This is a genomic window from Arthrobacter sp. B0316-1-20, assembly GCF_059091865.1.
The window spans coordinates 105,628-128,606 of record NZ_JBNHHC010000005.1 but is presented as its reverse complement, the minus strand read 5'-3'; the positions used below and the strand labels follow the sequence as shown (position 1 = coordinate 128,606).

General features: G+C 69.1%; 20 protein-coding genes. 6 read left to right on the top strand and 14 right to left on the bottom strand.

Annotation, left to right across the window (positions count from 1 at the left end; translation table 11 throughout):
* Positions 1 to 64: 64 nt before the first annotated feature.
* Entirely contained in the window at positions 65 to 1,954 is a 1,890-nt protein-coding gene (locus tag AC5RW2_RS10110; RefSeq protein WP_493962509.1) for a glycogen debranching N-terminal domain-containing protein, read from the top strand.
* Between the two features lie 73 nt (positions 1,955 to 2,027).
* On the opposite strand, the gene AC5RW2_RS10105 is transcribed toward AC5RW2_RS10110, so the two are convergent.
* The 3 genes from AC5RW2_RS10105 to AC5RW2_RS10095 all read right to left on the bottom strand — a co-directional run bounded on the left by AC5RW2_RS10105 (position 2,028) and on the right by AC5RW2_RS10095 (position 4,822).
* A complete protein-coding gene (locus AC5RW2_RS10105) occupies positions 2,028 to 3,185 on the bottom strand; it encodes a baeRF2 domain-containing protein (protein WP_493962510.1) in 1,158 nt (385 codons plus the stop codon).
* Positions 3,186 to 3,335: 150 nt separating this feature from the next.
* Complete coding sequence (locus tag AC5RW2_RS10100; RefSeq protein WP_493962511.1) at positions 3,336 to 3,563, bottom strand: hypothetical protein; 228 nt, start codon at positions 3,561 to 3,563, stop codon at positions 3,336 to 3,338.
* Between the two features lie 74 nt (positions 3,564 to 3,637).
* Positions 3,638 to 4,822 carry a TerC family protein gene (locus tag AC5RW2_RS10095; RefSeq protein ID WP_493962512.1) on the bottom strand — a complete coding sequence of 395 codons (1,185 nt, stop codon included), beginning with the start codon at positions 4,820 to 4,822 and terminating at the stop codon, positions 3,638 to 3,640.
* Positions 4,823 to 5,032: 210 nt separating this feature from the next.
* Here AC5RW2_RS10095 and AC5RW2_RS10090 point away from each other — a divergent pair, with 210 nt between their 5' ends.
* The 3 genes from AC5RW2_RS10090 (at position 5,033) to AC5RW2_RS10080 (ending at position 8,671) form a co-directional block, all read left to right on the top strand.
* Complete coding sequence (locus AC5RW2_RS10090; protein WP_493951252.1) at positions 5,033 to 5,605, top strand: hypothetical protein; 573 nt, start codon at positions 5,033 to 5,035, stop codon at positions 5,603 to 5,605.
* A 621-nt stretch (positions 5,606 to 6,226) separates the two neighbouring features.
* Positions 6,227 to 6,550: a hypothetical protein gene (locus AC5RW2_RS10085; RefSeq protein ID WP_493951253.1), complete on the top strand. Its 324-nt coding sequence runs from the start codon at positions 6,227 to 6,229 to the stop codon at positions 6,548 to 6,550.
* 312 nt (positions 6,551 to 6,862) lie between these two features.
* Positions 6,863 to 8,671 (top strand): HNH endonuclease signature motif containing protein, encoded by a 1,809-nt coding sequence (locus AC5RW2_RS10080; protein WP_493951254.1) that lies wholly within the window; start codon positions 6,863 to 6,865, stop codon positions 8,669 to 8,671.
* Positions 8,672 to 8,871: 200 nt separating this feature from the next.
* Here AC5RW2_RS10080 and AC5RW2_RS10075 read toward each other — a convergent pair whose 3' ends face one another.
* Genes AC5RW2_RS10075 through AC5RW2_RS10065 form a run of 3 tightly spaced genes read right to left on the bottom strand, consistent with a single transcriptional unit; the run spans position 8,872 to position 12,646 of the window.
* Positions 8,872 to 9,729 carry a glycosyltransferase family 2 protein gene (locus AC5RW2_RS10075; protein ID WP_493962513.1) on the bottom strand — a complete coding sequence of 286 codons (858 nt, stop codon included), beginning with the start codon at positions 9,727 to 9,729 and terminating at the stop codon, positions 8,872 to 8,874.
* Positions 9,726 to 11,252 carry a D-glycero-beta-D-manno-heptose 1-phosphate adenylyltransferase gene (rfaE2, locus tag AC5RW2_RS10070; protein ID WP_493962514.1) on the bottom strand — a complete coding sequence of 509 codons (1,527 nt, stop codon included), beginning with the start codon at positions 11,250 to 11,252 and terminating at the stop codon, positions 9,726 to 9,728. Before rfaE2 (AC5RW2_RS10070) ends, AC5RW2_RS10075 begins: the two co-directional genes overlap by 4 nt.
* Entirely contained in the window at positions 11,249 to 12,646 is a 1,398-nt protein-coding gene (locus tag AC5RW2_RS10065; RefSeq protein ID WP_493962515.1) for an aldehyde dehydrogenase family protein, read from the bottom strand. The genes rfaE2 (AC5RW2_RS10070) and AC5RW2_RS10065 overlap by 4 nt, the downstream gene beginning before the upstream one ends.
* Positions 12,647 to 13,082: 436 nt before the next feature.
* Here AC5RW2_RS10065 and AC5RW2_RS10060 point away from each other — a divergent pair, with 436 nt between their 5' ends.
* Positions 13,083 to 14,270: a glycosyltransferase family 9 protein gene (locus AC5RW2_RS10060; protein ID WP_493962516.1), complete on the top strand. Its 1,188-nt coding sequence runs from the start codon at positions 13,083 to 13,085 to the stop codon at positions 14,268 to 14,270.
* Here AC5RW2_RS10060 and AC5RW2_RS10055 read toward each other — a convergent pair.
* The 7 genes from AC5RW2_RS10055 to AC5RW2_RS10025 form a co-directional block, all read right to left on the bottom strand.
* Positions 14,236 to 14,937: an SDR family oxidoreductase gene (locus tag AC5RW2_RS10055; RefSeq protein ID WP_493962517.1), complete on the bottom strand. Its 702-nt coding sequence runs from the start codon at positions 14,935 to 14,937 to the stop codon at positions 14,236 to 14,238. The two genes, AC5RW2_RS10060 and AC5RW2_RS10055, sit on opposite strands and share 35 nt — an antisense overlap.
* A 132-nt stretch (positions 14,938 to 15,069) precedes the next feature.
* Positions 15,070 to 16,431, bottom strand: coding sequence for a D-glycero-beta-D-manno-heptose 1-phosphate adenylyltransferase (gene rfaE2 / locus AC5RW2_RS10050; protein ID WP_493962518.1), 1,362 nt, complete (start codon positions 16,429 to 16,431; stop codon positions 15,070 to 15,072).
* On the bottom strand, positions 16,428 to 17,084 hold the full coding sequence (locus tag AC5RW2_RS10045) for a D-sedoheptulose-7-phosphate isomerase (protein WP_493951534.1): 657 nt from the start codon (positions 17,082 to 17,084) through the stop codon (positions 16,428 to 16,430). The genes rfaE2 (AC5RW2_RS10050) and AC5RW2_RS10045 overlap by 4 nt, the downstream gene beginning before the upstream one ends.
* Positions 17,085 to 17,203: 119 nt before the next feature.
* On the bottom strand, positions 17,204 to 18,466 hold the full coding sequence (locus tag AC5RW2_RS10040) for a glycosyltransferase (protein ID WP_493962519.1): 1,263 nt from the start codon (positions 18,464 to 18,466) through the stop codon (positions 17,204 to 17,206).
* Positions 18,463 to 19,467, bottom strand: a complete 1,005-nt coding sequence (locus AC5RW2_RS10035; RefSeq protein WP_493962520.1) for a glycosyltransferase family 4 protein — start codon at positions 19,465 to 19,467, stop codon at positions 18,463 to 18,465. Before AC5RW2_RS10035 ends, AC5RW2_RS10040 begins: the two co-directional genes overlap by 4 nt.
* Positions 19,464 to 20,531 carry a glycosyltransferase family 9 protein gene (locus AC5RW2_RS10030; protein WP_493962521.1) on the bottom strand — a complete coding sequence of 356 codons (1,068 nt, stop codon included), beginning with the start codon at positions 20,529 to 20,531 and terminating at the stop codon, positions 19,464 to 19,466. Before AC5RW2_RS10030 ends, AC5RW2_RS10035 begins: the two co-directional genes overlap by 4 nt.
* Positions 20,528 to 21,067: a D-glycero-alpha-D-manno-heptose-1,7-bisphosphate 7-phosphatase gene (locus AC5RW2_RS10025; RefSeq protein WP_493962522.1), complete on the bottom strand. Its 540-nt coding sequence runs from the start codon at positions 21,065 to 21,067 to the stop codon at positions 20,528 to 20,530. Before AC5RW2_RS10025 ends, AC5RW2_RS10030 begins: the two co-directional genes overlap by 4 nt.
* A 153-nt stretch (positions 21,068 to 21,220) precedes the next feature.
* Between AC5RW2_RS10025 and AC5RW2_RS10020 the strand changes: the two genes are divergently transcribed.
* On the top strand, positions 21,221 to 22,237 hold the full coding sequence (locus tag AC5RW2_RS10020) for a glycosyltransferase family 9 protein (protein WP_493962523.1): 1,017 nt from the start codon (positions 21,221 to 21,223) through the stop codon (positions 22,235 to 22,237).
* Here AC5RW2_RS10020 and AC5RW2_RS10015 read toward each other — a convergent pair.
* Positions 22,170 to 22,883: a sigma-70 family RNA polymerase sigma factor gene (locus tag AC5RW2_RS10015; RefSeq protein WP_493951266.1), complete on the bottom strand. Its 714-nt coding sequence runs from the start codon at positions 22,881 to 22,883 to the stop codon at positions 22,170 to 22,172. The genes AC5RW2_RS10020 and AC5RW2_RS10015 overlap by 68 nt on opposite strands.
* Between the last annotated feature and the right edge of the window lie 96 nt (positions 22,884 to 22,979).

The following is a 22,979-nucleotide window of genomic DNA, read 5'->3' as shown; positions in this document are numbered from 1 at the left end:
TTGCGGCCAACCGGCTGCGGGAAAAAGACTGTTCCGCGACAACCGATACTGCCAAGATGAGTCCATGGTCTACCGCCAGCCGAACGTGCATGACCTGACCGGAGTGTTTGCGGCTCCGCTCCAAGCATGGAGCGAACCGCACGGACAGATCCGGGGGCATGGGGCGCAGGGCGTGTACTTCGGGGACGACCGGGTCTTGGCCCGCTGCCTGCTCACGGTCAACGGCCAGGAGCCGGACTGGATCTCCACCCAGTCACGGTCAGCCGGCCGGGCGGACTTCCTCTCCTTCATCCGGACGGCAGCGGAGGGAACAGACCCGCTGGTGACCCTGAACCGCTCTCGTGCGGTGGAAGGCGGCCGGCTGGCCGAAGCGTTGACCTTCACCTCCGGGCTCACCGATGAGCTGAAACTCCATGTCCGGGTTGATCTGGTGGCGGATGCCATCCCCTTGGAACAGGTGCGTGCCGGGGCGGCAGGCGAGGCCGGTTCGGTGGCGCCCGGCGAGGCCCAGTGGAGCTGGCGTGAGGGTACGCGCGCGGTGCTGACGGCCGAGGGCGCGGAGGCAGGCTTCGACGGCAGCTTGGTCCGGCTGGAATGGACGGCACTGCTCAAGCCGGGCACCGTCGTCGTCCTCGTTTGGAGTATTGATTACGACGACGCCGGGGCTCCCCTGACTGCCGCCTCCGCACCGGTGCTGCGCACGCCGTCCGTCGCGGGAGACTCCCGGCTGCAGCGGCTGATGAACCGTTCACTGACCGATCTCAACAGCCTGCGCATGGCCGCGCGGGATACCCCGGCCGACGTCTTCCTGGCCGCGGGCGCCCCGTGGTTCCTGACGTTGTACGGCAGGGAGTCGTTGGTGGCCGCCCGGCTGCTGCTGCCGGTCGATTCCACCATCGCGGAGGGGACGCTGCGTGTGGTGGCCCGGTGGCAGGGCACAGCGGAGCGGGAAGATACCGGCGAACAGCCTGGCCTGATGGTGCAGGAAGTGCGGCAGCGCCGGCTGTCGATGGCCGTGGATGCAGTGGTCCGGGAGCTTCCCCCGGTGATCTACGGTTCACCAGATGCCACGCTGCTCTGGATCGTGCTGTTGCACGACGCCTGGCAGTCCGGCATGCCCGAGGACGCCGTCCGCGACCTGCTGCCCCAGCTGGACGCTGCGCTGGATTGGCTGCGCGATGACGCCGATCCCGACGGCGACGGCTTCGTGAAGATGCCGGTCCCGCCCCTGCAAGGGCCCGCCCACCAGGGCATCGGGGACACCCGCGGCGCCTACCGCTATCTGGACGGCAGCACGGCCACCGGAACCGTTGCACCGGCGGACCTGCAGGCCTATGCCTACGAGGCGGCCCGCGCGGCTTCGGTGCTGCTGGACTACTTCGGCGCAGCCAACGCCGGTGACGAGTGGCGGGACTACGCGTCGCGGCTGGCGGCCAACTTCCGCGATCGGTTCTGGTGTTCGGACGACGCCGGACCTTACCCGGCGATGGCACTGGACGGCCGGGACCGGCCGGTGGACGGCATCGGATCAGGCATGGGGCACCTGCTGGGCACCGGGCTGCTGGACGCCGAAGAAACCCGGACGGTGGCCGCGCGACTGATGGACCGGGCGTTGTTCACCGGCTACGGCATCCGTACGCTGTCCACAGCGAACCCGGGCTACTGGCCCACCCGCCGCCGCGCGGGAGCGGTCTGGACCCCGGACACAGCGTGGATTGTGATGGGCCTGCTGCGCACCGGCTTCCAGGAGGAGGCCGCTCACTTGGCGGCAGGATTGCTCGATGCCGCCGAAGGTTTCGACTACCGGCTGCCGGAACTCTTCAGCGGCCAGGCCGCACTGGAAGTCCGTCCGCCGCTGCCTTACCCGCCGGCCTGCCGCCCGCATGCCGGTGCGGCCGCGGCCGCGGTGCCCGTGGCGCTGGCCCTGGGTGGCTTCAGGGCCAGCGCACTCTAGCGTTGGCCAGCGGCGGGCCGTTCGGGCGTTGGCCGGCGGTCGGCCGCTGGCCAACCGCGGCTCTGCGACCCCGCTAGCCCCGCGGCACATCCGGACCGGTGGGCCAGCGAAGCAGTGCCGCAATGTTCTTCCCTCCCGGCAGCGCACCTTCCGGGACCATGGTTACCCGGGCGTAGGTCAGCGCCGCGGCCCGCACCAGCGCCGCCGGTGCAGGGATCTTGGCCAGCAGCTCGCCGTTGACCGGTTGCTCGCCGGCGGTGGCAATCCAAGGCTCTGCGTTCAGCACGTTCACGTGGTGATCGGCGAGCGCGTTGTCGTTCATGATCAGTGTTCCCACCTGCGCCTGCTGCAGCGCGCGGATACACTCGCCCAAACCCACGGTCCATTCCGGGTGGGCCTGTCCGGTCTGGTTGGCCAGCCGGTTCAGGATGGCTTTGCGTTGTTCGGTCCAGACGTGCGCCACCCGGGCGGCGATTTCGGCGCGGAGCGCTTCCTTGTCGGCGCCGCCGGTTCGGGTATGCGATTCGAAGGTGGACTCAATTGCCCGGCTGGCTTCGGAGAGCTGCTCAACCACCAGCTCACGGGCCCGAATGTCCCCCGCGATAATCAACAGCCGCGCCTTGCTGGCCTGCACCACGCGATCGATCTCGGCCGCGATCTCATCGGCGTTCCTGCGCCAGATTTCCTCCGTGCGGTGCTGGTAGCGGCCCTGCGACCACCCGCCGCCGGGGATCTTGGTCAGGTTCTCCCGGTCGCCTTCCACCATCCTCGTTTCCGCCACGCCGTTTCGGCGCGCGTACTGCAGATGGACTTCACCGCCGTCCCGGCCAACCTCTGCCACAACATACGGGAAGTCCTCGCCGCGCGCCTTCAACAGCGGCACAAGGTTCGGGATCGGACCGGCTTCGACAACTTCGGGCCCGGACAACGCACCCGGAAGCACCTCGTTGACTTCCGCCTCGCCGCCGCGCACCAGCACGTAGCGGCTGACCGGCGACGGCATGCCGGTGGCCGGGGACACGGCGTCGATGACGGCCCGTATGTCCGCTTTCGCGGCGCCTTGCTTTTCGAGCGATTCACGCAGTCTCTCCGGCAGCACATCCCCCGCGCGGAGCGCTTCCACGGTCCCGGCACTGGCATCCACATAGACCGTAATCCACGGTCCCGGCTTCTTGCACAGCTCCGCGTACTTCTTGTTCGCTGCGTGGGTCGTGTTGACCTGCTCGGCCATCGTGATCACCTTCCCGGGCGATAGGAAATGCGGGTTTTCTTGATCAGTAGCCCTCACCGTAGCACCGGAAGTTTTGCCCTTGAAGGGGGTGCAGAACTTGTCCCGCACCGCCCCGCCCAATCGGTTCACAAGGCCCGTATCCGCCGTGGGTCAGCGGCTGCCCGGGTGCGGATTTTCGCTGTCCGGGCCCTGCCCGTGGCCCCTCCTCAGGGCCGCGGCCCGGCCCCCGCTGACGGCGGCGCCCAAGGCCACGCCAAGGGCAAGCCACCACCATTGGCCGGTCACCGAGGAGATCACCACGCCAAGCAGGATCCCGAAAATCAGGCCCATCATCAGCGGGTTGCCGGACTGCCCGCCGGTCCTGCGTTCATCAGCCATGGTTCCTCCGTGGCCGGATCCGGAGGGGCCGTCGTGCCCCTCCGGGTCTGGCCGGCCCCTCCGGATCTGGTCGGTTAGCCCCTTTGGTACTCCGCATGCTGGCGGTGTGCTTCAGCCACTTGTTCGCGGATCTTGTCCACGTCCTTGGCCTTGTTACGGTACTTCGGCTCCATTTGCTCGATCTGGCGTTCTTCCTCCACCAGCAGTCCGTAGATTCGTTCGCGCTCTGCCTTGTCCGCAGTGTAGGAGAGGTCGATGTAGTTGAGCGCGTGGCGGCGGGCGTTATTAATGGCGTTCTGCGCCTTGCCGGCCTTGCTCAGCAGCGAGGCGACAACGGTGACCACCAGGATGCCGACAATCACGGTAAGCGAGAGTCCGGTCGAGATCTCGACGACCGGCACCGGGTTGCCGTCATTGACGAACGGCAGGTTGTTCTCGTGCAGTGCGTGCAGGATCAGCTTCACGCCGATGAAGGCCAGGATCGCTGCCAGCCCGTAGGACAGGTAGATCAACCGGTCCAGCAGGCCGTCGATCAGGAAGTACAGCTGGCGCAGGCCCATCAGCGAGAACGCCGTGGCGGTAAAGACGATGTAAACGTTCTGCGTCAGGCCGAAGATCGCGGGAATGGAGTCCAGCGCGAACAGGATGTCCGTGCCGCCGATGGCCACCATGACCAGCAGCATCGGGGTCAGGGCACGCTTGCCGTTCTGGATGGTGAACAGCTTGTCGCCGTCGTAGTAGTCGGTGGTGTGGAAGAAGCGCTTGGCCGTCCGGATGATGAAGTTGTCCGCTTCATCGCCGCCGTGGCTGGGCTTGAGCAGGTTGCCGGCCGTCACGATCAGAATCAGGCCGAAGAGGTAGAACACCCACGCGAAGGAGTTAATCAGCGCCGCGCCGAGGAAAATGAACCCGGTACGCGCGATCAGCGAGAAGACGATCCCGAACAGCAGCACCTTCTGCTGGTCTTCGCGCGGCACGGCGAAGCTGGCGATGATGATGAGGAAGACGAACAGGTTGTCAACCGAGAGCGCCTTTTCCGTGATGTAGCCGGCGAAGTACTCGGAGCCCATCTCCACGCCGCCGAAGATCAGAACCAGAATGCCAAAGACGATGGCAATGCCCACATACAGGGCGGACCAGATGGCGGCTTCCCTCAGCGACGGCACATGCGCCTTGCGGATGTGGAAGAAGTAGTCGAACGCGAGCAACGCGAGGATGACAACGATCGTGATGCCCCAGATCAGGGGAGAAACGCTCATGTTTCCCTTTCGTAAGCGGGTAGCGGTATAGGCCGCAAGTCTCTCCTCCGGCACTGCCGGTCGCTGCAGCCGGCCGGGCGTCGGTGCCCTACGTGTTGACGGCTGCAGCGCAGGGGGATACTCCCTTACGCAGTTGTCAGTCTAACGACGACGGCGGTGCTCGCCTAATGATGCAAGGGAAATCCAAGGTGGTCCGGACAGGATCGCTTTATGGAACGGGCCCTGCCGCTGCTGACCGCTGCCGTCCTGCTCGCTGCCTTGACCGGCTGCTCCGCGGGCGTGGACGAGGCAACAGTGCCGCCCCCGGCCGAACGGGAATTGACCGACAGCACCTCGACGCCTGACGCAACGTCCGCCGGGAGCGATTTGACGCCAGAAACGGCTTCATCCGGAAGCGCCTCGACGCCGGGCGGGCCTTTCTCCGGCAACTCCTCCCCAGGGAGCCGGCCCATTGGCGCGGCCAAGGCCCGGATCGTTGCCGGTGCCGGCGGCACCCTCGGCCAGCGCGGCCACGGCGCCTACGTCTGCAAGCTCATTGGTGGCTCCACTGTCGGCCTGTCGGCGGCCGAAAACTCCATCGCCGGCAGCGGCGTGGCGTTGCCCTTTGAGGCAAACGAAAGCGGCACCACGGTGCTGGAACTGCCTGCGGGCCAAAACAACCTCGCCACCTACTGCACCGACCCCGGAGGGGTTGGAGCGAACTTCACCGGAACCAGCGCAGCATTCCTCGTCACGGAAGGCGGCAGCACCGACGTCGAAATCACCGCTGCCCCACCGCCATGACCACCGACGCCGCACCCGTTGAAGACTAGAGTTCAGGCGCAGCGTGCGATCCGGAGGTGTTGGGAAATTTTCTGGAGGCACAGCTTTCCCGGCGTCGCCGTCTCTGCAGTCTTTGCGGCCGTTGCATTGACCTCCTGTACCAACGACTGCGGTCCGGCCGCGCTCAGGATCGACAAGGAATCGGTCCGAGCTGGCGGAACACTGACGGTATCTGCAGGGGCTGCAAGCTGTGATCTGGGGTACCCGGATTCCAAGACCTACTCACTTTCTAAGACCTACTCACTGCAAGTAATCGATGACCACGGCCCCGTCGGCCGGGCGGTCGCAACGACAGTTAAGCCGGATGGGTCCTTTAGCCAGCCGTTCACTATTCCTGCAGACACCCCGGCGGGTAAGACGACCGTCCACGTCGCCGGCAGCTCGATGGACGACTGCCGCGATGGGTCCTGCCCCGAGTACAGCATCCAAATAAGCGTTACCAGATAGGGGTGGAAGGAACTCACTCTGGAGGCATCCGCGCCCCATGCCATCCTGTAGGACAACGGCCGGATGGGTGATAGCTTTCGACGAACTAGCCGCGCGACGAGCTCGAAGCAGACCAATGCTGAAGGGAGTACCACCATGTCCTATTACGTGGAGTATGTCATTCCGGCCGACCCGGACGAAGGGAACTTCGAGTTTCCGGTCAGCGAAGAGCAGCGCGGCTATACGGTGCCGCTGAGCGAAACCGATGCCGACGTCATCAGCACCGATAACCTGCCCGTCCGGACCGAGGTGTTCGGTGCGTCCTTGACGGAGGCCAAAGAAGCTGCGGAGTCCATCCTGTCCCACAGCAAGGCGGACCAGGCACGGCTCTTCGACGATCCCGACGACTCAATGCTGCCGGGAGCGGGCACCTTGGTCGCCAGCTACACGGAGAGCGACGGCTGGCAGGACCACGAATAGCCACTAGGCCGTCCCGAGTCCGGCGCTGCAGTGAAGGTCCCCCACACCGCTGCGACTGCCTCCCTAAATGTTCTCCGTCCCTCGGGTTCCTTGGGCTCCGCTTTCCGCTGCCGCCCCGGATCTTCCACGCGCTTCTTTCCACTGCGATCCTGAATCTGCCGACCGCAACTTCCGCTGCCGCCCCCGAATCTTCCCGGTCGCCACTTCTGCTGCCACCCCCGGATCTTGCCACCCTCAAGGCCCGACGCTTTTATATCCCCACCCTCACTTTCTTGCCGCCAAATTGTCGTAGGTAGCTGGTTGAGTGGGGTCATGGAGGAGAACGCGGAGCGGGAACCGGTCTCCGGGCAGGGCCGGCGGTTGCCGTCGCAGGAGGAGCGTGAGGCGGCGATCGCGGCGATTCTGGCGCGGATGAAGCCGGCCCGGAAGGAACCGGTGCCGGCACCGGAGCGGTGGGCGGAGCCGGTGTTCGAGCCGGGCCCGGACCCGTACGCGGGGCTGGAGATCCCGCCGGCCCCGGAGGAGGAGCTCGACCAGGGGAACCGGGCCTACCGCCAGGACTTCGAGCCGCGGGACCTCGACGACGCCTTCGACCGGCCGCCGGGGGTGGGGCCGGTGCCGGCGGAGTTCGCGGATTTGCCGAACCTGCCCGAGGGCTGCTGGCTGCCGGAGGGTTTGTTCGATTCGAAAGCGAACGCGGACTACTACGCCGAACGCCTTCAAACACTGGTGGCGGGCGCGGAGCCGGCGGTGCTGCTGGCCACCCTGACCGGCTCCGAAACGGATGGCCTGGGGTATCAGGAGACGGTGGAGCATCTGGCCGCGGTGCAGCGGGTGCGGTGCTGGCTGGACGGCCGGGAGGTGGCACTGGAAGCGCGGCTGGGGCAGAGCGCGCTGGCGCAGCTGCCGCCGCCGGGGCCGGGCTGCACCACCTTGAAGCAGCGGCAGCTGCTGGCCGCCACCTCCGCGGCGGAGGAACTGGGCTGCCTGCTCGGCCTGCCCGAGGACCGGGCCCGCGCCAGAATGGACCAGGCCGCGGACCTGCACCGCTTGTTCCCCGCCACCCTGGCCGCGATGGCCGCCGGGGACCTGGACCGGGAGCAGGCCGCGGTCATTGTCACCCAGGGCCGGTCCCTGCCGGAGGCGGCCACCGCCGGGTTTGAACAAACCCTGCTGGCCAGGGTGAAGGGCAGGTCGCTGCGGTCGCTGCGGGACATGGCCCGGCGGCTGCGCGAGCGCACGCACCCGGAAACCATCACCCGGCGCCGCCGCGCCGCGGAGCAGCGCCGGAACGTGGGCGTGGAACCGGCCCCGGACGGGATGGCGTGGCTGACCGCGTACCTGCCGGCCGAGCAGGCCGCCGCGATCGATGACCGGCTCACCCGCGCCGCGCGGCATCTGCGCGGCCAGGACGGCGAAACCCGGTCCACCGGGCAGCTGCGGGCCGACGTGTTCACCGACCTGCTCGTCCACGCGGGGATGGACACCGGACCGGCGGCCGGGATCCACGCCGAACCCGCTGTCACCGTCCCGGTGCTCTCGCTGCTGGGACTCGGCGAGGAACCGGCGACGCTGGACGGGTACGGTCCGATCCCCGCGGACGCGGCGAGGCAGCTGTGCGCGGATGCGACGTCGTTCTACCGGGTCCTGACCCACCCGGAGACCGGGGCCAGGCTCTCCTACGGCCGCACCCGGTACAAGCCGCCGGCGGACCTGGCCCGGATGGTGCGGAAACGGGACGAGGTGTGTCCGTTCGCCGGCTGCCGCAAACACGGCAAGGCCTGCCAGATCGACCACACCCAGGCCTTCCGCGCGGACGGCGCTCAGGGCGCAACCGACGCCGGGAACCTCGGCCCGCCCTGCGAAACCCACCACCGGCTGAAAACCAACGCGGGCTGGACCATGGCACAGCCCGCACCCGGGGTGTTCGAAGTGACCACCCCGGCCGCCCGGACCTACACCGAGCGTCCCGGCGAAGACAACGACCCTCCCGGCCAACCGCACTACCCGCCCTCCGTCGCCGCCGCCCTCCCCGAGGACCAACGCCGGCACGTCGAACCGCTCACGACCCAGCAGGACCCACCGCCGACAAGCCAACAGCAGGACCCGCCACCGTTCTAGGACAGGGACCGGTGCTTGGGGATGCAGGCAAGGTATTTTCGGATCATTGGCCGCGCTTGAGGGCACTGAGGCCCGGAATCCCGAAAAGAGGCGGCACTCGAGGGCGACGAGATCTGGCTGTTGAGGAAGGGTTGCGTTGGACGGGCGGCGTTGGCCGGGCGGCGTTGGACGAGCGGCGCGGCGACTCCGGGAGTCACCGCTTATTCGCGCAGGACCACGTCCGCGGCTTCGGTGGAACGGTCGGTGACAGTGGTCGGTGATTCCAGGTGCACGGCGCCGGAGGGCAGGATGCCGGCGCCGCCATAGCGTTCCATGACCTTTAGTTGGGCCACTACATCCTCGCCGGCGTGGCCCGGTGGCAGCTCCCGCCAGAACTCGAAGCCGCCGCAGTCCAGCAAGGCGTCCCTCCGGTACAGCACGCAGCCGCCCGCCCAAGCGATCTTGTACAGCCGCCAGCCGCCGTCGGGAATCCCCAACTCCGCGGCGATGTGCGTCAGGTTCGCCGCGTTGTGCAGCTGCCAGCGGGCGAATCGTTCGTCGGAGCGGCGGATGCGCTCGGGAAGCACCGGGCCGTCCCACAGCTCAAAGGGTTCCTGCTCCCCCGGGCGAACATCGTCCAGGAAGGACATGCCTTGCACGGCCGCTCCAACAAGCCCGCAGCCTTCCTGCCGGATGGCCGCGGTCATCCGCGCCAACATGCCCGGTTCAAGCCACACGTCGTTATCCAAGAACAGCACAAGTTCGGCGGTAGCCAGGCTGAGCAAGAAGTCGCGCTGCTCGGCGAGGCCGCGCCGGGGCAGGTGCTGTTCCAGCCGGACCGGCCGGCCTTGGGCCTCCAGCACTCTGGTCATCGCAGCGACAGCCGGATGCTCCCAGGCTGGCGCTCCATCGGACTGATCGCTGATCACCACCGAGAACGCCGGGCCGTCCTGGGCCGCCAGCCCGGAAAGCGTCACGGCCAGTTCCGCCTCCCGGCCGTAACTGGGCACCAGCACCTCCAGCTCGGGCCAGGGATCCGGGGGTGGCAGGGCCCAGCTGCCCGCACTCCTGCGGCTCATGCCGGATCGGCTCCTGCGGCCTGCGGCGAGCCTGTTCCTGCCGAAGGCGCCGAGCCTCGGATGCGCCGGACCACAGCCGTGGTGGAATGGTCGGCGACGTAATCCAGGATGCAGACCTCGCCACCGCAGGCCTCCACCACCGCCGTCTCCTCGAGCATCTCCGGCGAATAATCCCCGCCCTTCGCGTAGATATCCGGCCGGATGGCTTCGATCAGCGGAATGGGCGTGTCCGTGTCGAAGACGGTCACGTAATCCACGCAGCTGAGCGCAGCGATGATGCCGGCCCGGTCCGCTGCCGCGTTGATCGGCCGGTCGGGCCCCTTCAGCCGGCGCGCGGACGCGTCGCTGTTCAACGCCACCACCAGCACATCGCCCAGCTGTTTGGCCTGGGTCAGGTAGCGGGTGTGGCCGCGGTGCAGCACGTCGAAACATCCGTTCGTCAGCACAATCCGCCGCCCCGCCGCCCGCTCGGCCGCCACCGCCTGTCCAAGCTCTTCCGCGTCCAGTGCTGCATCTGAGAAGGTTCCCAGGTGCGCGGCCAGGTCCATGGTGCTGCAGACCGAGGTGCCTCGCCGGTGCACCACCACATCGGCGGCCGCTTGAGCCAAGTCCAGGCTGGTACTCAACGGCAGGCCTGCGGCCCGAGCCAGGGTCAGGCACGCCACGTAGGTGTCGCCCGCCCCCGAGGCCTGCTTCTCGGTAACCGGGCTTGCCCACGTTCGGTGGGTTCCGCCGTCGTGCATTAACAGGAGGGAGCCGTCCTTGTCCAGCGTGACGACGGCGGCCCCCGCCCCGGTTGCCTGCAACAGTTTGCCTGCATGGGCGGCCACTGCGGCAGCCCGGTCGGTGTCCGGGTCCAGCGTCACACCCAGCAGACCGGCAGCTTCAGCGGCGTTGGGCGTGACGAGATCCGGTGTTATCCCCGACCAGAGCGACGGGTCGTGGGCATCGACCACCAGCAGTCTGCCGCCGCGGTCCCGGGCCAGCACGCTGCGGACAGCATCGCCCAACCCGCCGGTGCCGTAGTCGCAAACCACCATGGCGTCGCTGCCGGCCAGGGCAGTAGGCACGGCCGCAGCCAGCCGCTCCTGGGCGGCTTCGGGGACCCGCTCCATGGTCTCGTCCAGGCGCAGCATGATCTGGTCGCCGCCGATGATGCGGTACTTGGTGGTGGTCAGGACGTCTCCGTGTTCCACCAGCCCCGAGGTGTCCACCCCCGCTTCCTGAAGCAGCGTACGCAACTGCCGTCCGGCGTCGTCCGGTCCAATCAAGCCAACCATGCGCACCCGCGCGCCGAGGGCGGCCAGATTCATGGCCGTGTTGGCGGCGCCGCCCGGGGCATACTCCCGTTTGGCCATGTCCACTACCGGTGCCGGCGCCTCCCGGCAGAACCGTTCGATCCGTCCGCTGAACCAGCCGTCCAGCATCACGTCGCCCACCACGGTGACCTGCGGTGCGGCCTCGGCCAGCCGGGCAGGCAGCCAGCCGGCCAGTCCGGAAACATCCGACAAGGGGGTGCTCATGGCCGTGCTCCGCCGGGCAGGCCGAGATGGACCACTTTGACTGCGCTGAACTCGTCCAGCAGTTCAGGCCCGTAGCCGAAACCGTGGCCGCTGGCCCTGCGGGGCTGGGCGGAACCACCGGGCGCGCCGCCGAAAACCGCGTTGACCTTGACGGTGCCGACTTGGAGCGCTGCCACGGCGCGGTGGGCATGTTCCATGTCCGCTGTCAGGACGTTCGCGGCCAGGCCGTACCGGCCTTCCGCCGCGAGCCGCAGCCCGTCATCGAAGCTGTCCACCACCTGGACCGGGGCCACCGGGCCGAAAGTCTCCTCCTGCATCACGGCCATGTGGTCCGCGCAGTTCAGCAGGACGGTGGCCGGGTAGTGCGCGCCGGGGCCTTCGGGCACCGCACCGCCTTCGGCTGCGGTTGCGCCGAGCGCGAGCGCTTCGGCCACCTGCGCGTGGACGCTGTCCCTCAGCCGGCGGTCCACCAGCGGGGCCATCAGGCGTTCCGTGTTGCGCTTGCGGGCCTCGGCGACGAGCGCTTCACAGAACCGCTCGGCGACGGAGCGGTGCGCATAGATGCGTTCCACCGAGGTGCAGATCTGCCCGCTGTTGGTGAACGCACCTATGGCTGCCTGTTCGGCCGCCCACACGGGGTCTACGCCGTCGTCCACCACCAGCGGATCATTGCCGCCGTTCTCCCGGATGACATGGGCACCGGTGAGGGCTGCGGCCCGGGCAATCCTGGCGCCGGTGAGGCTGGAGCCCACGTGCGCGATGACGTCTACGTCCGGGTTGCTGGCCAGCGCGGCACCCACTGCCGGTCCGCCGTTCAGTGTGGTCATGACCTTCGCGGGCAGCACGTCGGAGAAAATCCGGCCCAGCAGTTCGCCCAGATGCGGGCAGCGTTCGCTGGGTTTGTGCAGCACCGTGTTGCCGGTCGCCAGCGCCGCGCCCAGCAGCCCGGCGGCCACCGCCACCGGATCGTTCCACGGCGTCAGCACCACTGCCACGCCACGCGGTTCGCTGACGGTGTAGTCGACGGCCAGTTGACCGCCGCGCAGGCTGCGGCCGCGGTGCACCGGACCCAACTGCGCGTACTGCCGCAGCGTTCCCGCCCCGGCCATGACGCCCTCCAGGGCTTCGTGTTCGGGCCGGCCGGTTTCGCGCGCGTTCAGCTCGGCAAGTTCCGCGGCGTGTTCCTGCAATGCTGCGGCGGCGGCTTCCAGCAGTTCACCGCGGGCGGCAGCATCGGTGCCGGCCCAGCCGGGTTGGGCTGCTTTGGCGGAGGCGACGGCGGCGCGCACCTCGTCGGGGGTTGCTTCCTCCAGCGCTCCCACCAGGCTGCCGTCCCTGGGGTCGTACACCTCCAGCGAGACAATGTCCCGGGCAGTATCGGAATCGGTGGTCATATCGCTCCTCCCGTCCAAGGCAGGGCCAAGGCCGGCCCGCTGGTCTCTGGTTTAGGTCCACGTTCACGCAACGCCGGTGCGCTGCCCGCCGCGGGGATTCCCCGCCAACAGCAACGCCTGCCGCATCGCGTGGTACTGGATTCCTACCCCTCGCTGCGCGCTTTCAGACAGTCCCAGCCGAAGCCGGATTCCGTCGCCGCGTCCTCGGTTTCCTCCGCGGCGGAACAAGGTTCCGGCGGGCCGCGAGCAGCTCCAAGAGGGTTGCGGGCTCTGGCCAGCGACCCGGAAGCGCCTTAGGGTGAATTTCACGGCGGGGCTCCCGTGGGCGGGACGTATGGGGGCTGTGGGAGACAGGGAAGCCCCGAAACTGCTGCAGTGATGAAACCCCGGAGCCGACATGAATTGGCTGCCGCGGGCGTGGATCCAGGAGGTCGAGATGACAGATTCCCCTACAGGCGGCGCCGCTTTCGGCGACCAGCGGCTGAGCACCGAGGCCAGGCACGGGATCGGAATCGGACCGGTGCTGCAGCCCTTCGAGGACGTACGGAAAATTGCGGTACTCCGCGGCGGCGGCCTGGGCGATGTGCTGTTTTCGGTCCCTGCCCTTGAGTCGCTCGCTGCCGCCTATCCGGAGGCGACCCTGACCCTTTTAGGCACCGAGGCCCACGCAGCGTTGTTCCGCGGCAGGCCCAGCCCGGTGCACCGGGTAGAGCCGCTGCCGTTCGCGCACGGCGTCCGGCCGGGACCGGAGGACCCGCAGGCTGTGGCGCAGTTCCAGCAGCGGATGCGCGGCGAGCAATTCGACCTGGCGGTGCAACTGCACGGCGGCGGCCGGAATTCGAACCCGTTCCTGCTGGAACTGGGCGCCCAGCACACTGTAGGTACCCGGACCGAAGACGCGGCGGCGCTCGAGCGGACCATCCCGTACCTCTACTACCAACACGAGGTGTTGCGGGCGCTGGAGGTGGTGGGCCTGGCCGGCGCGGCCCCGGCCGCGCTCCAGCCGGAGCTGGAGCCGCTGCACGACGAAGAGGCGTTGCTGGCCGGGCTGCTCGACGACGGCCGGCCCTCGCTGGTGACCATCCATCCAGGTGCAACCGACGAACGGCGGCGGTGGCCGGCGTCGTACTTTGGCCAGGTGGCTGCCTGGGCGGCCGACGACGGGTGCCAGGTCCTGGTGGTGGGCGACCGGTCCGACGTCGCACTGGCCGACGAAGTGGTGGAACGCGGCCGCGAGACAGCCGGATCCGGCGGCGGCAGCATCAGCTCCGTGGCCGGCAGGCTGGGCCTGGACGAGCTCTCCGCACTGCTACGGGCCAGCGACGTGATGGTGGGCAACGACAGCGGGCCGCGGCATCTGGCCCAGGCCGTCGGCACACCGACGGTCGGCATTTATTGGGCCGGGAACATGATCATGGCCGGGGCGCTGGGCCGGACCATGCACCGGGTCCACATGTCCTGGATGACGAACTGTCCGGCGTGCGGGGCGGATCTGACCCAAGTGGGCTGGACGGCTGAACGCTGCAGCCATCAGTTCTCGCTGACGCGGGAGATCCGCGCAGAAGATGTCTACGCGGATCTCCGTCAGCTTAGGGCCACGAGTCTTCTTCTTCGTGGCAAATGACCATCTCACGCACTTCGCAGCCCTTCGGTTGTGAGAGCGCGAAGATGATGGCATCGGCCACCCGTTCCGGGTCGTTGAGCCGGGAGTCGTCCCGCGGCTTGTACTGCTCGGTGCGGTCATCGAAAAACCTGGTCTTCATGCCCGCCGGAATCATCGTGGTGACGCCGACCTGCCCGCGCGTTTCGGCCGCCAGCGCGCGGCTGAAACCCACTACGCCGAACTTGGAGGCGCAGTAAGCGGTGGCGTCGGAGACGGCCTTGATCCCCAGCGACGAGGCCACCGTGATCACCCGTCCGTGCGAGGACATCAGGTGCGGCAGGGCCGCCCGCACCACCGAGACAGTACCCATCAGGTTGACCCCAATGACCTTTTCCCATTCCTCGGCGGGGACGTCCTCCAGACGTCCGCAGCGGTCAATGCCGGCGGCGGTCACCACGGCGTCCAGCCCGCCAAGCGTGTCGGCGGCCTGCTGCACGGCTGCTTCGACGGCGGTGCGGTCGGCGACGTCGACCTCCACGCTCTTGGCCTGGCCCACCCGGCTCACGTCGCGGTCCAGCACCACCGGGGTGCCGCCGGCCGCCAGGACCGCTTCCACCACGGCGGCTCCCAGTCCGGATCCTCCGCCGGTAACCAGGACACGGCCGGGATTGGTTGCTGCAATACTCATGTTTTCCTCCTCAGGTTCGAGATGGCGGTTTCCCGCCGGGGCTATCGGTGGAGAGAAAGCATCCGGGAACCCCGGGATCCGCCCTTCTCGCCACAGGATGGATGACGCTCCGTGGTTGATGCTCCGGTGGCCTCAGCCGACCTTCGCCAGCGCTGCGGCCAGACCGGTGGTGGAACGGGCCGGGTAGTAGGGCACGGTGACGGTCTGACCGCCCCACGACTGCAGCAGCCGGGCTTCGGGCAGCTGGTCGGCGGTGTAGTCGCCGCCCTTGACCCAGATGTCCGGACGCAGCCGTTCCAGCGCCGTTTCCGGAGTGGATTCATCGAAGACCAGCACGGCATCCACGCACTCCAGGGCCAGCAGCAGTTCAGCGCGGTCCTCCTGGTTCATGATCGGGCGTTCCTCACCCTTCAGCCGGCGGACCGAATCGTCCGAATTGAGGCAGACGATCAGGCAGTCCCCCAGCTTCCGTGCGGCCGCCAGCGTTCTGGCGTGGCCTGCGTGCAGTAGGTCAAAGCAGCCTCCGGTCGCCACCACCGTGCCGCCGACTTCGCGCGTCTGGGCGGCAACCCGCATGGCATCCACGCCGGGCCCGTGCAGCTGGACCGGCGCGATATCTTCGCGCAACGAGGCCACGCCGCCGGCGGCGAGGAAGGCCGCCGCCTGCCCAACGGCGTCCTCCACCGAGGCGTTCAGCGCGAGCCCGGAGGCCAGGCCCACCGCCAGCGAGGCGGCGAACCGGTCGCCTGCGCCGCAGGTATCGGCCGCCTCCGCCGCGGGGGCGGGAATCGCCTGCGGCAGTTCGCCGTCCTGCTGGACTATCGCCCCTTCCTCGCCCAGCGTGACGACGACGGCGCGGCTGTTCCAGCGCGAGCGCAGTTCGGCGGCGGCGAGCGCTGCTTCGCCGGTGCCGCCCTTCGCGAGTCCGACCATCCGCAGCGCCTCCGGTAGGTTCGGCGTCGCGGCAGCCACGCCCTCGACCGGATCCGGGCCGGCCGGGTGCGGGTCCCAGACCACCGGAATCTGGTGCACCAGCGGAGCGAGCGCATCGCGCAGCGCGGGTGTAGCTGCCAGACCGCGGCCGTAGTCTGCCACGATGATGGCGTCGGCCGTTCCAAGCGCGTCAAGCATGTCCGGGGTCGGAACCGGCAACGGGGCGGGGGCGCAGCCCTCGTCCACCCGGACCACTGATTGGCCGCCGGCGCGGATGCGGGTCTTCACCGGGGTCGGCGCGCCGGACGGTCCGGCGACCACCTGGATCCCGTCCAAGGTATCGCGCAGCCGCGAGGAGGCATCGTCGTCGGACAGTGCCGTGACCAGGAGGACGTCCCGGCCGTCACGGGCCAGCATCCGGGCAACCAGCCCCGCTCCCCCGGCACGGTACGTCGTTTCGGCAGCGTCCACCACCGGGACCGGTCCGTCCGGGCTCAGCCTGGTCGCTGCCCCTTCCACATCGGCATCCAGCAGGACGTCGCCCACCACTACAATCCTCATGACCGGGCCACCCCGCTGTGTGGGCCCCGTTCTGCGTCTGCGGTGGAGTTCGCGTGCCGCGCCACCTCGGCGTCGAAGGCCCGGCACAACGCGTGCAGCGCCATCAGGTGGCCCTCCTGCACATTCGCAGGCAGCGCGTCCACGGCCACGTAGTCGTCGCAGAGCCTGGTCAACGGATTCGGTGCGCTGCCGGTCAGCGCCCAGCTGGTGATGCCAATGTCGCGGGCAGCCTCGGCCGCCCGGAGCAGGTTCTCGCTCTTGCCGCTGGTGGTCAGCAGGAGCAGCACGTCGCCGGCCCGTCCGTGGCCCAGCACCTGCCGGGCGAAGAGATGGTCGTAGCCGTAGTCGTTCGATATCGCCGTGACAGCCGAAGTGTCCGCGTGCAGTGAGATGGCGGAGAATGCCTGCCGTTCGCCCTCGAAGCGGCCCACCAGTTCCGCGGTGAGGTGCTGGGCTTCGGCCGCGGAACCGCCGTTGCCGGCCGCCAGCAGCCGCCCGCCGGCGAGCAGCCGCCGGGCCAGCTCGGTCCCCCAGCCGGCCAGTTGCCCGGCCTGGGCGCGCAGCGATTCCACCGCGGGCTCCACGGCCTGCAGGTGCGCCAGCACCGCGTCCACCGCCTCGGTTCCGGTGTGCCGTTCAGGGACCGGCGGCACCGGGACGAGTGCGGGGCCTGGCCGGAGATAGGCGTCGGTGCGGGCCGAGGCGCGCGGCACGGCAGCGGTCGGCGCACCGGTGCCGGCGGTGGTTGGGCGGCCGTCCGTTACTGCGCGTTTCACAGTGCTTCTCCTTCGAGTTGCCGGGCTCCGACGGCGACTGCGCTGGACCCTTGGTTAACCGCCAGGTGATAGGCCTTTTCGGTGTCCGCGGCCACCCGGTCCCAGGAGTAGCGGGTGCGGACGCGCTGTTGCCCGGCTTTGCCCAGTTCCCGGCGCAACTCCGGATTCGCCAACAGCTCGGCGACGGCGTCCGCCACTGCCTGCGGGTCCCGCGGCGGCACGTGCAGACCGGTCTTCCGGTCCACCACGGTGTCGATCAGGCCGCCGACCGAGGCCGCGACCACCGGAACACCGCAGGCCATCGCTTCCAGCGGGACAATCCCGAACGGTTCGTACCACGGGGCGCAGATGACCACGTCGGCGCCGCGCAGCACCGGCGGGATTTCGGTCTGCGACAGCTGGCCGCGCAGCACCAGTTGGTCTTCCACGCCGAGCTCCCGGGCCAAGCCGCGCAGCCGCTGGGCTTCCGGATCGGCCGCCAGCCCCGCCGCGCCGGCGGCCCCGCCGACCACCAGCAGCTCGACGTCGTCGATGCCTTGGTCCTTGAGCAGCCGCAGGGCGCGCACCGCCAGATCGATGCCCTTGCGCGGAACCAGCCGGCCGAGCGTGACAATCCGGTGGGTGCGGCCGCGCGGTTCGGCCTCGCCGTCGGCGGTAAAGAGTCGCACATCCACGCCGCAGGGGGCGATGGACACCTTGCTGCGCGGGATGCCCATGGCCGCCAACTCGAACACCTCGTCTGAGCAGGTGGCGATGATGCGGTCCACGTCGCGGCCCACCAGGGGTTCCAGCCAGGCACGCTGTGCCGGGCTGGTGTCCTGGGCGCCCTGGTGGCGCCGCTTCACGGTGCCAAGCGCGTGGAAAGTCTGCAGCACCGGCACCCGGCAGCTGCCCGCGCGGCGAGCTGCATCAAGGGCAGCGACGCCGGACATCCAGAAGTGGGCGTGCACCACGTCCGGCGGGTTCTCCGCCCAATCGGCGCTGATGCCGTCGGCCAGCTGGCCCATGAACGGCAGCAACTCGTCCTTGGAGACCGGTTCCGGCGGGCCGGCGTTGATGTGGACCACTTCCACCCCGGGCCGCATGGTGACGCGGGCCGGCAGCAACGGATCATCGCGGCGGGTGTAGACGCTCACGCTGTGCCCGCGGCGGGCCAACGCTGCGGAGAGGGCAGCCACGTGCACGTTCTGGCCGCCGGCGTCCACCCCGCCCAGCGCGGCCAGCGGGCTGGCATGTTCGGAAACCATCGATATCCTCACGGCTCTCTCCTCTCGTTGGCGGCCATGGCCCGTCCGGTACGTGTGGTGGTCTCGGCCAGCAGGCTGTCCCAGTTGTCCAGGAATGCCTGCAGCCCGTAGTTCTGCAGCGCCGCCTCGCGCGCGACGGCGCCGCGTGCCGCCGCCTCGTCCGGATCCTTCAGCAGGCGGGCGGCTTCGCGGCGCAGCTGGTCCACATCAGTGGAGATGGCCCCCGCTTCCGGTGGAACCGCCCGGGCCGCCTCCGTAGTGGCCAGCGCCACTACCGGCATGCCCAGATGCATGGCTTCCAGCAGCGCCAGGCCCAGCGACGTCCAGCGCAGCGGGTGCAGGTAAAGGCGGCAGCGGGCCAGCTCGGCGTGCAGCAGGTGGGTTGGCCGATCTCCCCGGACGCGCAGCTGGTCAGGGCCCAGACCGGTGGCAGCGGCCAACTGGTCGGTTCCCATGCCGAACACGTCCAGCGGCCCTGCCTGCGCAAAAGCCGGCAGCAGGTCCGTCCCGGTGACGCGCCAGCGGCGTACCGGTTCGTTGACCACCACGCCCTGGCGTTCCAGTTCTCCGGTGTAGAGCTTGCCGGGGTCCACGATGCCGTGCTCGATCACGGTGGTCCGGGCCGTTCCGCAGTCCCAGAACAACTCGTTGAAGTGGGTGACGTGCACTATCGTCATGTCCTGCTGGTCGGCCAGCGGATGCAGCGAGTTGGGCACATCGCCCTTGGGCGTGTTGTGTTCCAGGAACACCGCGGGAATGTCCCGTCCCGGCCGGCGGCCGAGCAGCCGCTCGCATTCCTCAATCTCCTCGGGCCGCTGCAGCACCACCACATCGGGTTCCTCGTCGCGCAATCGGCCCGGCTCCACGTCCCGCACCGACTGCGGCCAGTCGCGGCCGGCGCGGCCCAACCCCCACGCGCCGCCCTCGGCCGTGGCGGGCAGCAGGTACTCGTGGCGGCCGCGCACAAAAGCGTCGGTCCAGCCACCATGGACATGCCAGAGCAGAATCTTCATGCGTTCCTCGTCTTTCTCCGGGCGGACAGGTACGTCACATCGCGGGTCAGCCGCTGTACGGCCTCCAGCACATCTTCCGGGGCCACATTGGACAGGCAGGGATGCCCGGGAACCGGGCAGATGCGGGCACGGCTGAGCCGGCAAGGTGCATGCTGGTCACCGAGCAGCTCCAGCGGGACCTTGTAGGGCGCCCAGCGGATCGCCGGCACCACCGGGGCGAACAGTGACACCACCGGGGTGCCCACGGCGGCGGCCAGGTGCGCCGGTCCGGTGTTCCCGGTGACGACGGCGGAGGCTCCGGCGAGTACTCCGGCCAGGCTCCGCAGGTCGGTTTGCCCGCCCAGGTCCAGCGCACCCGGGACGGCCACGGTGGCGGTCAGCTCCTGCTCCTGCGGGCCGCCGGTGACCACCACCCGGTATCCTGCGCCGATCAGCAGTTCGACGGCGGCGGTATGGTGCAGCGGCGGCCAGGCCCGGGCCGGAACCGCCGCGCCGGGATGGACCGCGATGTACGGCTCGTCGCCGGTCAGGAATGAGGTATCCGGGATGTCGCGTACCTGCAGCCGGCCGTCATCGCCGGCGGGCAGCCGGTAGCCGGCAGCCGCTGCGATCTCCAGCGCACGCTCGGCCTCCGGCTGGTCCTCCGGAAAGTCTTCGCCCGGGCGGAGCCGCTGGTCCAGCAGCGAGCCGGCGTAGTCCACGGAAGCCCCGGTGATCTGCCCGACGCCGGCCAGCCGCAGCAGCAGCGCCAGCGGCAACGGCGACTGGTGGAAGGAGGTCAGAATGATGGCCTCGGAGATGCGGGTTGTCCGTACCCAGTCCACCAGCGCGGCAACGTGGTCCTGGGTTGCCGGCGGCGCAGGGTCAACAATCCACGGACTGGCCCAGCTGAAAACCTCGGCAACGCCGGGAAGCAATTCCGCGGCGGCTTTGCCCTGCGGGCCACACAGCATCATGACGTCGTTGGGGCTGCCGCCTTGGCCGGCTGCCACCGCCCGCACCGCCGGGCCGGCCAGCAGCACGTCACCTGCGCTGTCCAGCCGCGCCACCAGCACGCGGCTCACGGGCGGCCCGCCAGCAGAAGGGAAACGGCTTCGGCCAGATTCTCTGCCACCAGTTCGGCGGCTTCCACCTCTTCGCGCCGAGTAACCGGCGTTGGTACCAGCACTCCGGTCCCGCCGGCAGCGGCGGCAGCCTCGACGTCGGCCCCGATGTCCCCGATGTAGGCCACGTCGGACGGGTCCAGTCCCAGCCGGTGGCAAGCCGCGAGGATCATCCCGGGCTGCGGTTTGCGGCAGCGGCAGCCGTCGTCGGGGTGATGCGGACAGATTTCCCAAACGTCGAAGGGGCCGAGTAACTCTTCGACCCGCGCGTTGACGGCGTCGACCTGATCCCGGTTCAACAGTCCGCGTCCAATGCCGGATTGATTGGTCAGCACTCCGCAGGGCAGCCCGGCTGCCCGGACCGCCTCGAGCGCCTCACGGGCGCCGGTGACGGGCCGGACCTCGGCGGGATCCGGGTTATAGGGCACGTCCGTGACCAGCGTGCCGTCCCGGTCGAACAGGATGGCCCGCGGCGGGGAGACTGCGGTTGCGCTCATACCAGCACTGTTCCCAGCAAAGCCGCGACCTAAACACTTCTGTTGCTACTGGATTTGCCGTGCGGCTGCCTCCCGGCGGCTGGCCAGGGCTGGGAAGCGGATGCTGCAGGCATCTGGCAGGATGGGCCACAGCCGGCTTGGAAGGAAGGCGCAGTGGCGGAACCTCAAGAACTGGAACGGGACGGACGGCCCGAGCTGCTGGTGCTCCGGGCGCTGAAGCTGGGCGATCTGCTGGTTGCTGTTCCCGCGCTGCGGGCCTTGCGCGTGGCCTACCCGGACCATCGGATTCTCTACGCCGCCCAGGCCTGGCTTCGGCCCATCCTTGAGCTCACCGGATCCGTGGACGACCTGCTGCCCACGCACGGATTGGATGTCCCGGTGGCGCTGGAGCCCGGCCGGGTGGAGATCGCTGTGAACCTGCACGGCAACGGCACGGAGAGCCGCGGCAGGCTGGAAGCGCTGCAGCCCGCCGTCCGGATCGGACACTGCGCGCCGGGCTGGAACGGCCCTGCGTGGCCGGACGATGTGCACGAACGCGAGCGCTGGGCCCGCCTGCTGCAGTGGCACGGGATTGACGCCGATCCGCTGGACTACCGGCTCGCGAAGCCAAAGGTGCCGAGTCTATGCCCGGGCGCGACCGTCCTTCACGTCGGTGCCGCCTACGGCAGCCGGCTCTGGCCGGCTGAGCGGTTCGCCGCCGTCGCCCGCGAACTGGCATTGCAGGGCCACCGGGTCCTGTTCACCGGGAGCACGGCCGAACGGCCGCGCGCGCAGGCCGTTGCCGAGCTGGCCGGGCTGGGGCCGGAATCCGTCGTCGCCGGTACTCTGTCGCTGGCGGAATTTGCTGCCACGGTGGCCGACGCCGCCGTCGTCATTTCCGCCGACACCGGCGCGGCGCATCTGGCCTCCGCTTACGCCAGGCCGTCAGTTGTCATCTTCGGTCCGGCACCGGTCAGCGTGTGGGGCCCGCCACCGGGACCGCACACGGTCCTGACCGACGAAAGCCTGCGGCTGGGCGACACGTTCTCCGCTGACCCCGACCCGGCACTGCTGGCCGTCAGCGCGGACGATGTGCTGGCGGCGGTTGCGGAACTTCCGGTGGCTACGCCGTCAGCATCGGTTGCCGGACCGGCGCTGGCTGTTCCCCCAGCACCCGGCGCTGAAGTTTGACCAGGATCCGGGCCAGCGCGCGGGAGACCTGCATCTGCGTCATGCCGATGCGTTCGCCGATGCGACGCTGCGATTCTTCCTGAAAGTAACGGTAAAAGAGCAGTTGCCGTTCGCGCGGCTCGAGCTCACGGATAGCACCCCGCAGCATCACCAGCTCCTCGGTCCGTTCGGTGCCGCCGTCCGTCGCTGCCAGCGACTCGGCGAGGCTCTGCCCTTCAGGGGTTCCATCCAGCGATACCGGGCGCAGGCTGCCGTGGCAATTCAGCGCTTCGGCCACCGTCTCCGGGCTCTCCGCCAGCGCGCTGGCCAACTCCGTCAGACGCGGTTCGCGGCCCAGCCGCTGCGCAAGTTCCGGCGTCATTTTGATGGCCGCCGTTCGCAGGTCCTGCAGATGGCGCGGCGGCCGGACGGTCCACGAGCTGTCCCGCAGATACCGCTTCAGTTCACCATGCACGGTAGGGACGGCATAGGCCGCAAAGTCGGCGCCGTGGTCCGGATCGAAGCCGCGGACGGCCTTGAGCAGTCCCAGCCGTGCCACTTGCTGCAGGTCGTCGATCTCCCGGCCCGGGCCCGCATAATTGCGGGCAATCCCTTCGGCGATGCCCAGGTGTCCCAGCACCAGCTCCTCTTCCAAGGCTGCACGCAAGGATCCCTTGGCGCGCTTCGCTTGGCGGAACAAAACCTGTGCGTCAGCCTCGTCGCAATGCATCGTCAGACCACTCTCACTCGGGGAAGTGCGGGA

Excerpts from the sequence above, each read along its gene's own strand:
- AC5RW2_RS10110 (WP_493962509.1), top strand. The coding sequence starts at position 65 with ATGGTCTACCGCCAGCCGAACGTGCATGACCTGACCGGAGTGTTTGCG.
- rfaE2 (WP_493962514.1), bottom strand. The coding sequence starts at position 11,252 with ATGAGCACCCCCTTGTCGGATGTTTCCGGACTGGCCGGCTGGCTGCCT.
- AC5RW2_RS10090 (WP_493951252.1), top strand. The coding sequence starts at position 5,033 with ATGGAACGGGCCCTGCCGCTGCTGACCGCTGCCGTCCTGCTCGCTGCC.
- rfaE2 (WP_493962518.1), bottom strand. The coding sequence starts at position 16,431 with ATGAGGATTGTAGTGGTGGGCGACGTCCTGCTGGATGCCGATGTGGAA.
- AC5RW2_RS10035 (WP_493962520.1), bottom strand. The coding sequence starts at position 19,467 with ATGAAGATTCTGCTCTGGCATGTCCATGGTGGCTGGACCGACGCTTTT.
- AC5RW2_RS10080 (WP_493951254.1), top strand. The coding sequence starts at position 6,863 with ATGGAGGAGAACGCGGAGCGGGAACCGGTCTCCGGGCAGGGCCGGCGG.
- AC5RW2_RS10025 (WP_493962522.1), bottom strand. The coding sequence starts at position 21,067 with ATGAGCGCAACCGCAGTCTCCCCGCCGCGGGCCATCCTGTTCGACCGG.
- AC5RW2_RS10065 (WP_493962515.1), bottom strand. The coding sequence starts at position 12,646 with ATGACCACCGATTCCGATACTGCCCGGGACATTGTCTCGCTGGAGGTG.
- AC5RW2_RS10095 (WP_493962512.1), bottom strand. The coding sequence starts at position 4,822 with ATGAGCGTTTCTCCCCTGATCTGGGGCATCACGATCGTTGTCATCCTC.
- AC5RW2_RS10060 (WP_493962516.1), top strand. The coding sequence starts at position 13,083 with ATGACAGATTCCCCTACAGGCGGCGCCGCTTTCGGCGACCAGCGGCTG.
- AC5RW2_RS10055 (WP_493962517.1), bottom strand. The coding sequence starts at position 14,937 with ATGAGTATTGCAGCAACCAATCCCGGCCGTGTCCTGGTTACCGGCGGA.
- AC5RW2_RS10105 (WP_493962510.1), bottom strand. The coding sequence starts at position 3,185 with ATGGCCGAGCAGGTCAACACGACCCACGCAGCGAACAAGAAGTACGCG.
- AC5RW2_RS10085 (WP_493951253.1), top strand. The coding sequence starts at position 6,227 with ATGTCCTATTACGTGGAGTATGTCATTCCGGCCGACCCGGACGAAGGG.
- AC5RW2_RS10075 (WP_493962513.1), bottom strand. The coding sequence starts at position 9,729 with ATGAGCCGCAGGAGTGCGGGCAGCTGGGCCCTGCCACCCCCGGATCCC.
- AC5RW2_RS10100 (WP_493962511.1), bottom strand. The coding sequence starts at position 3,563 with ATGGCTGATGAACGCAGGACCGGCGGGCAGTCCGGCAACCCGCTGATG.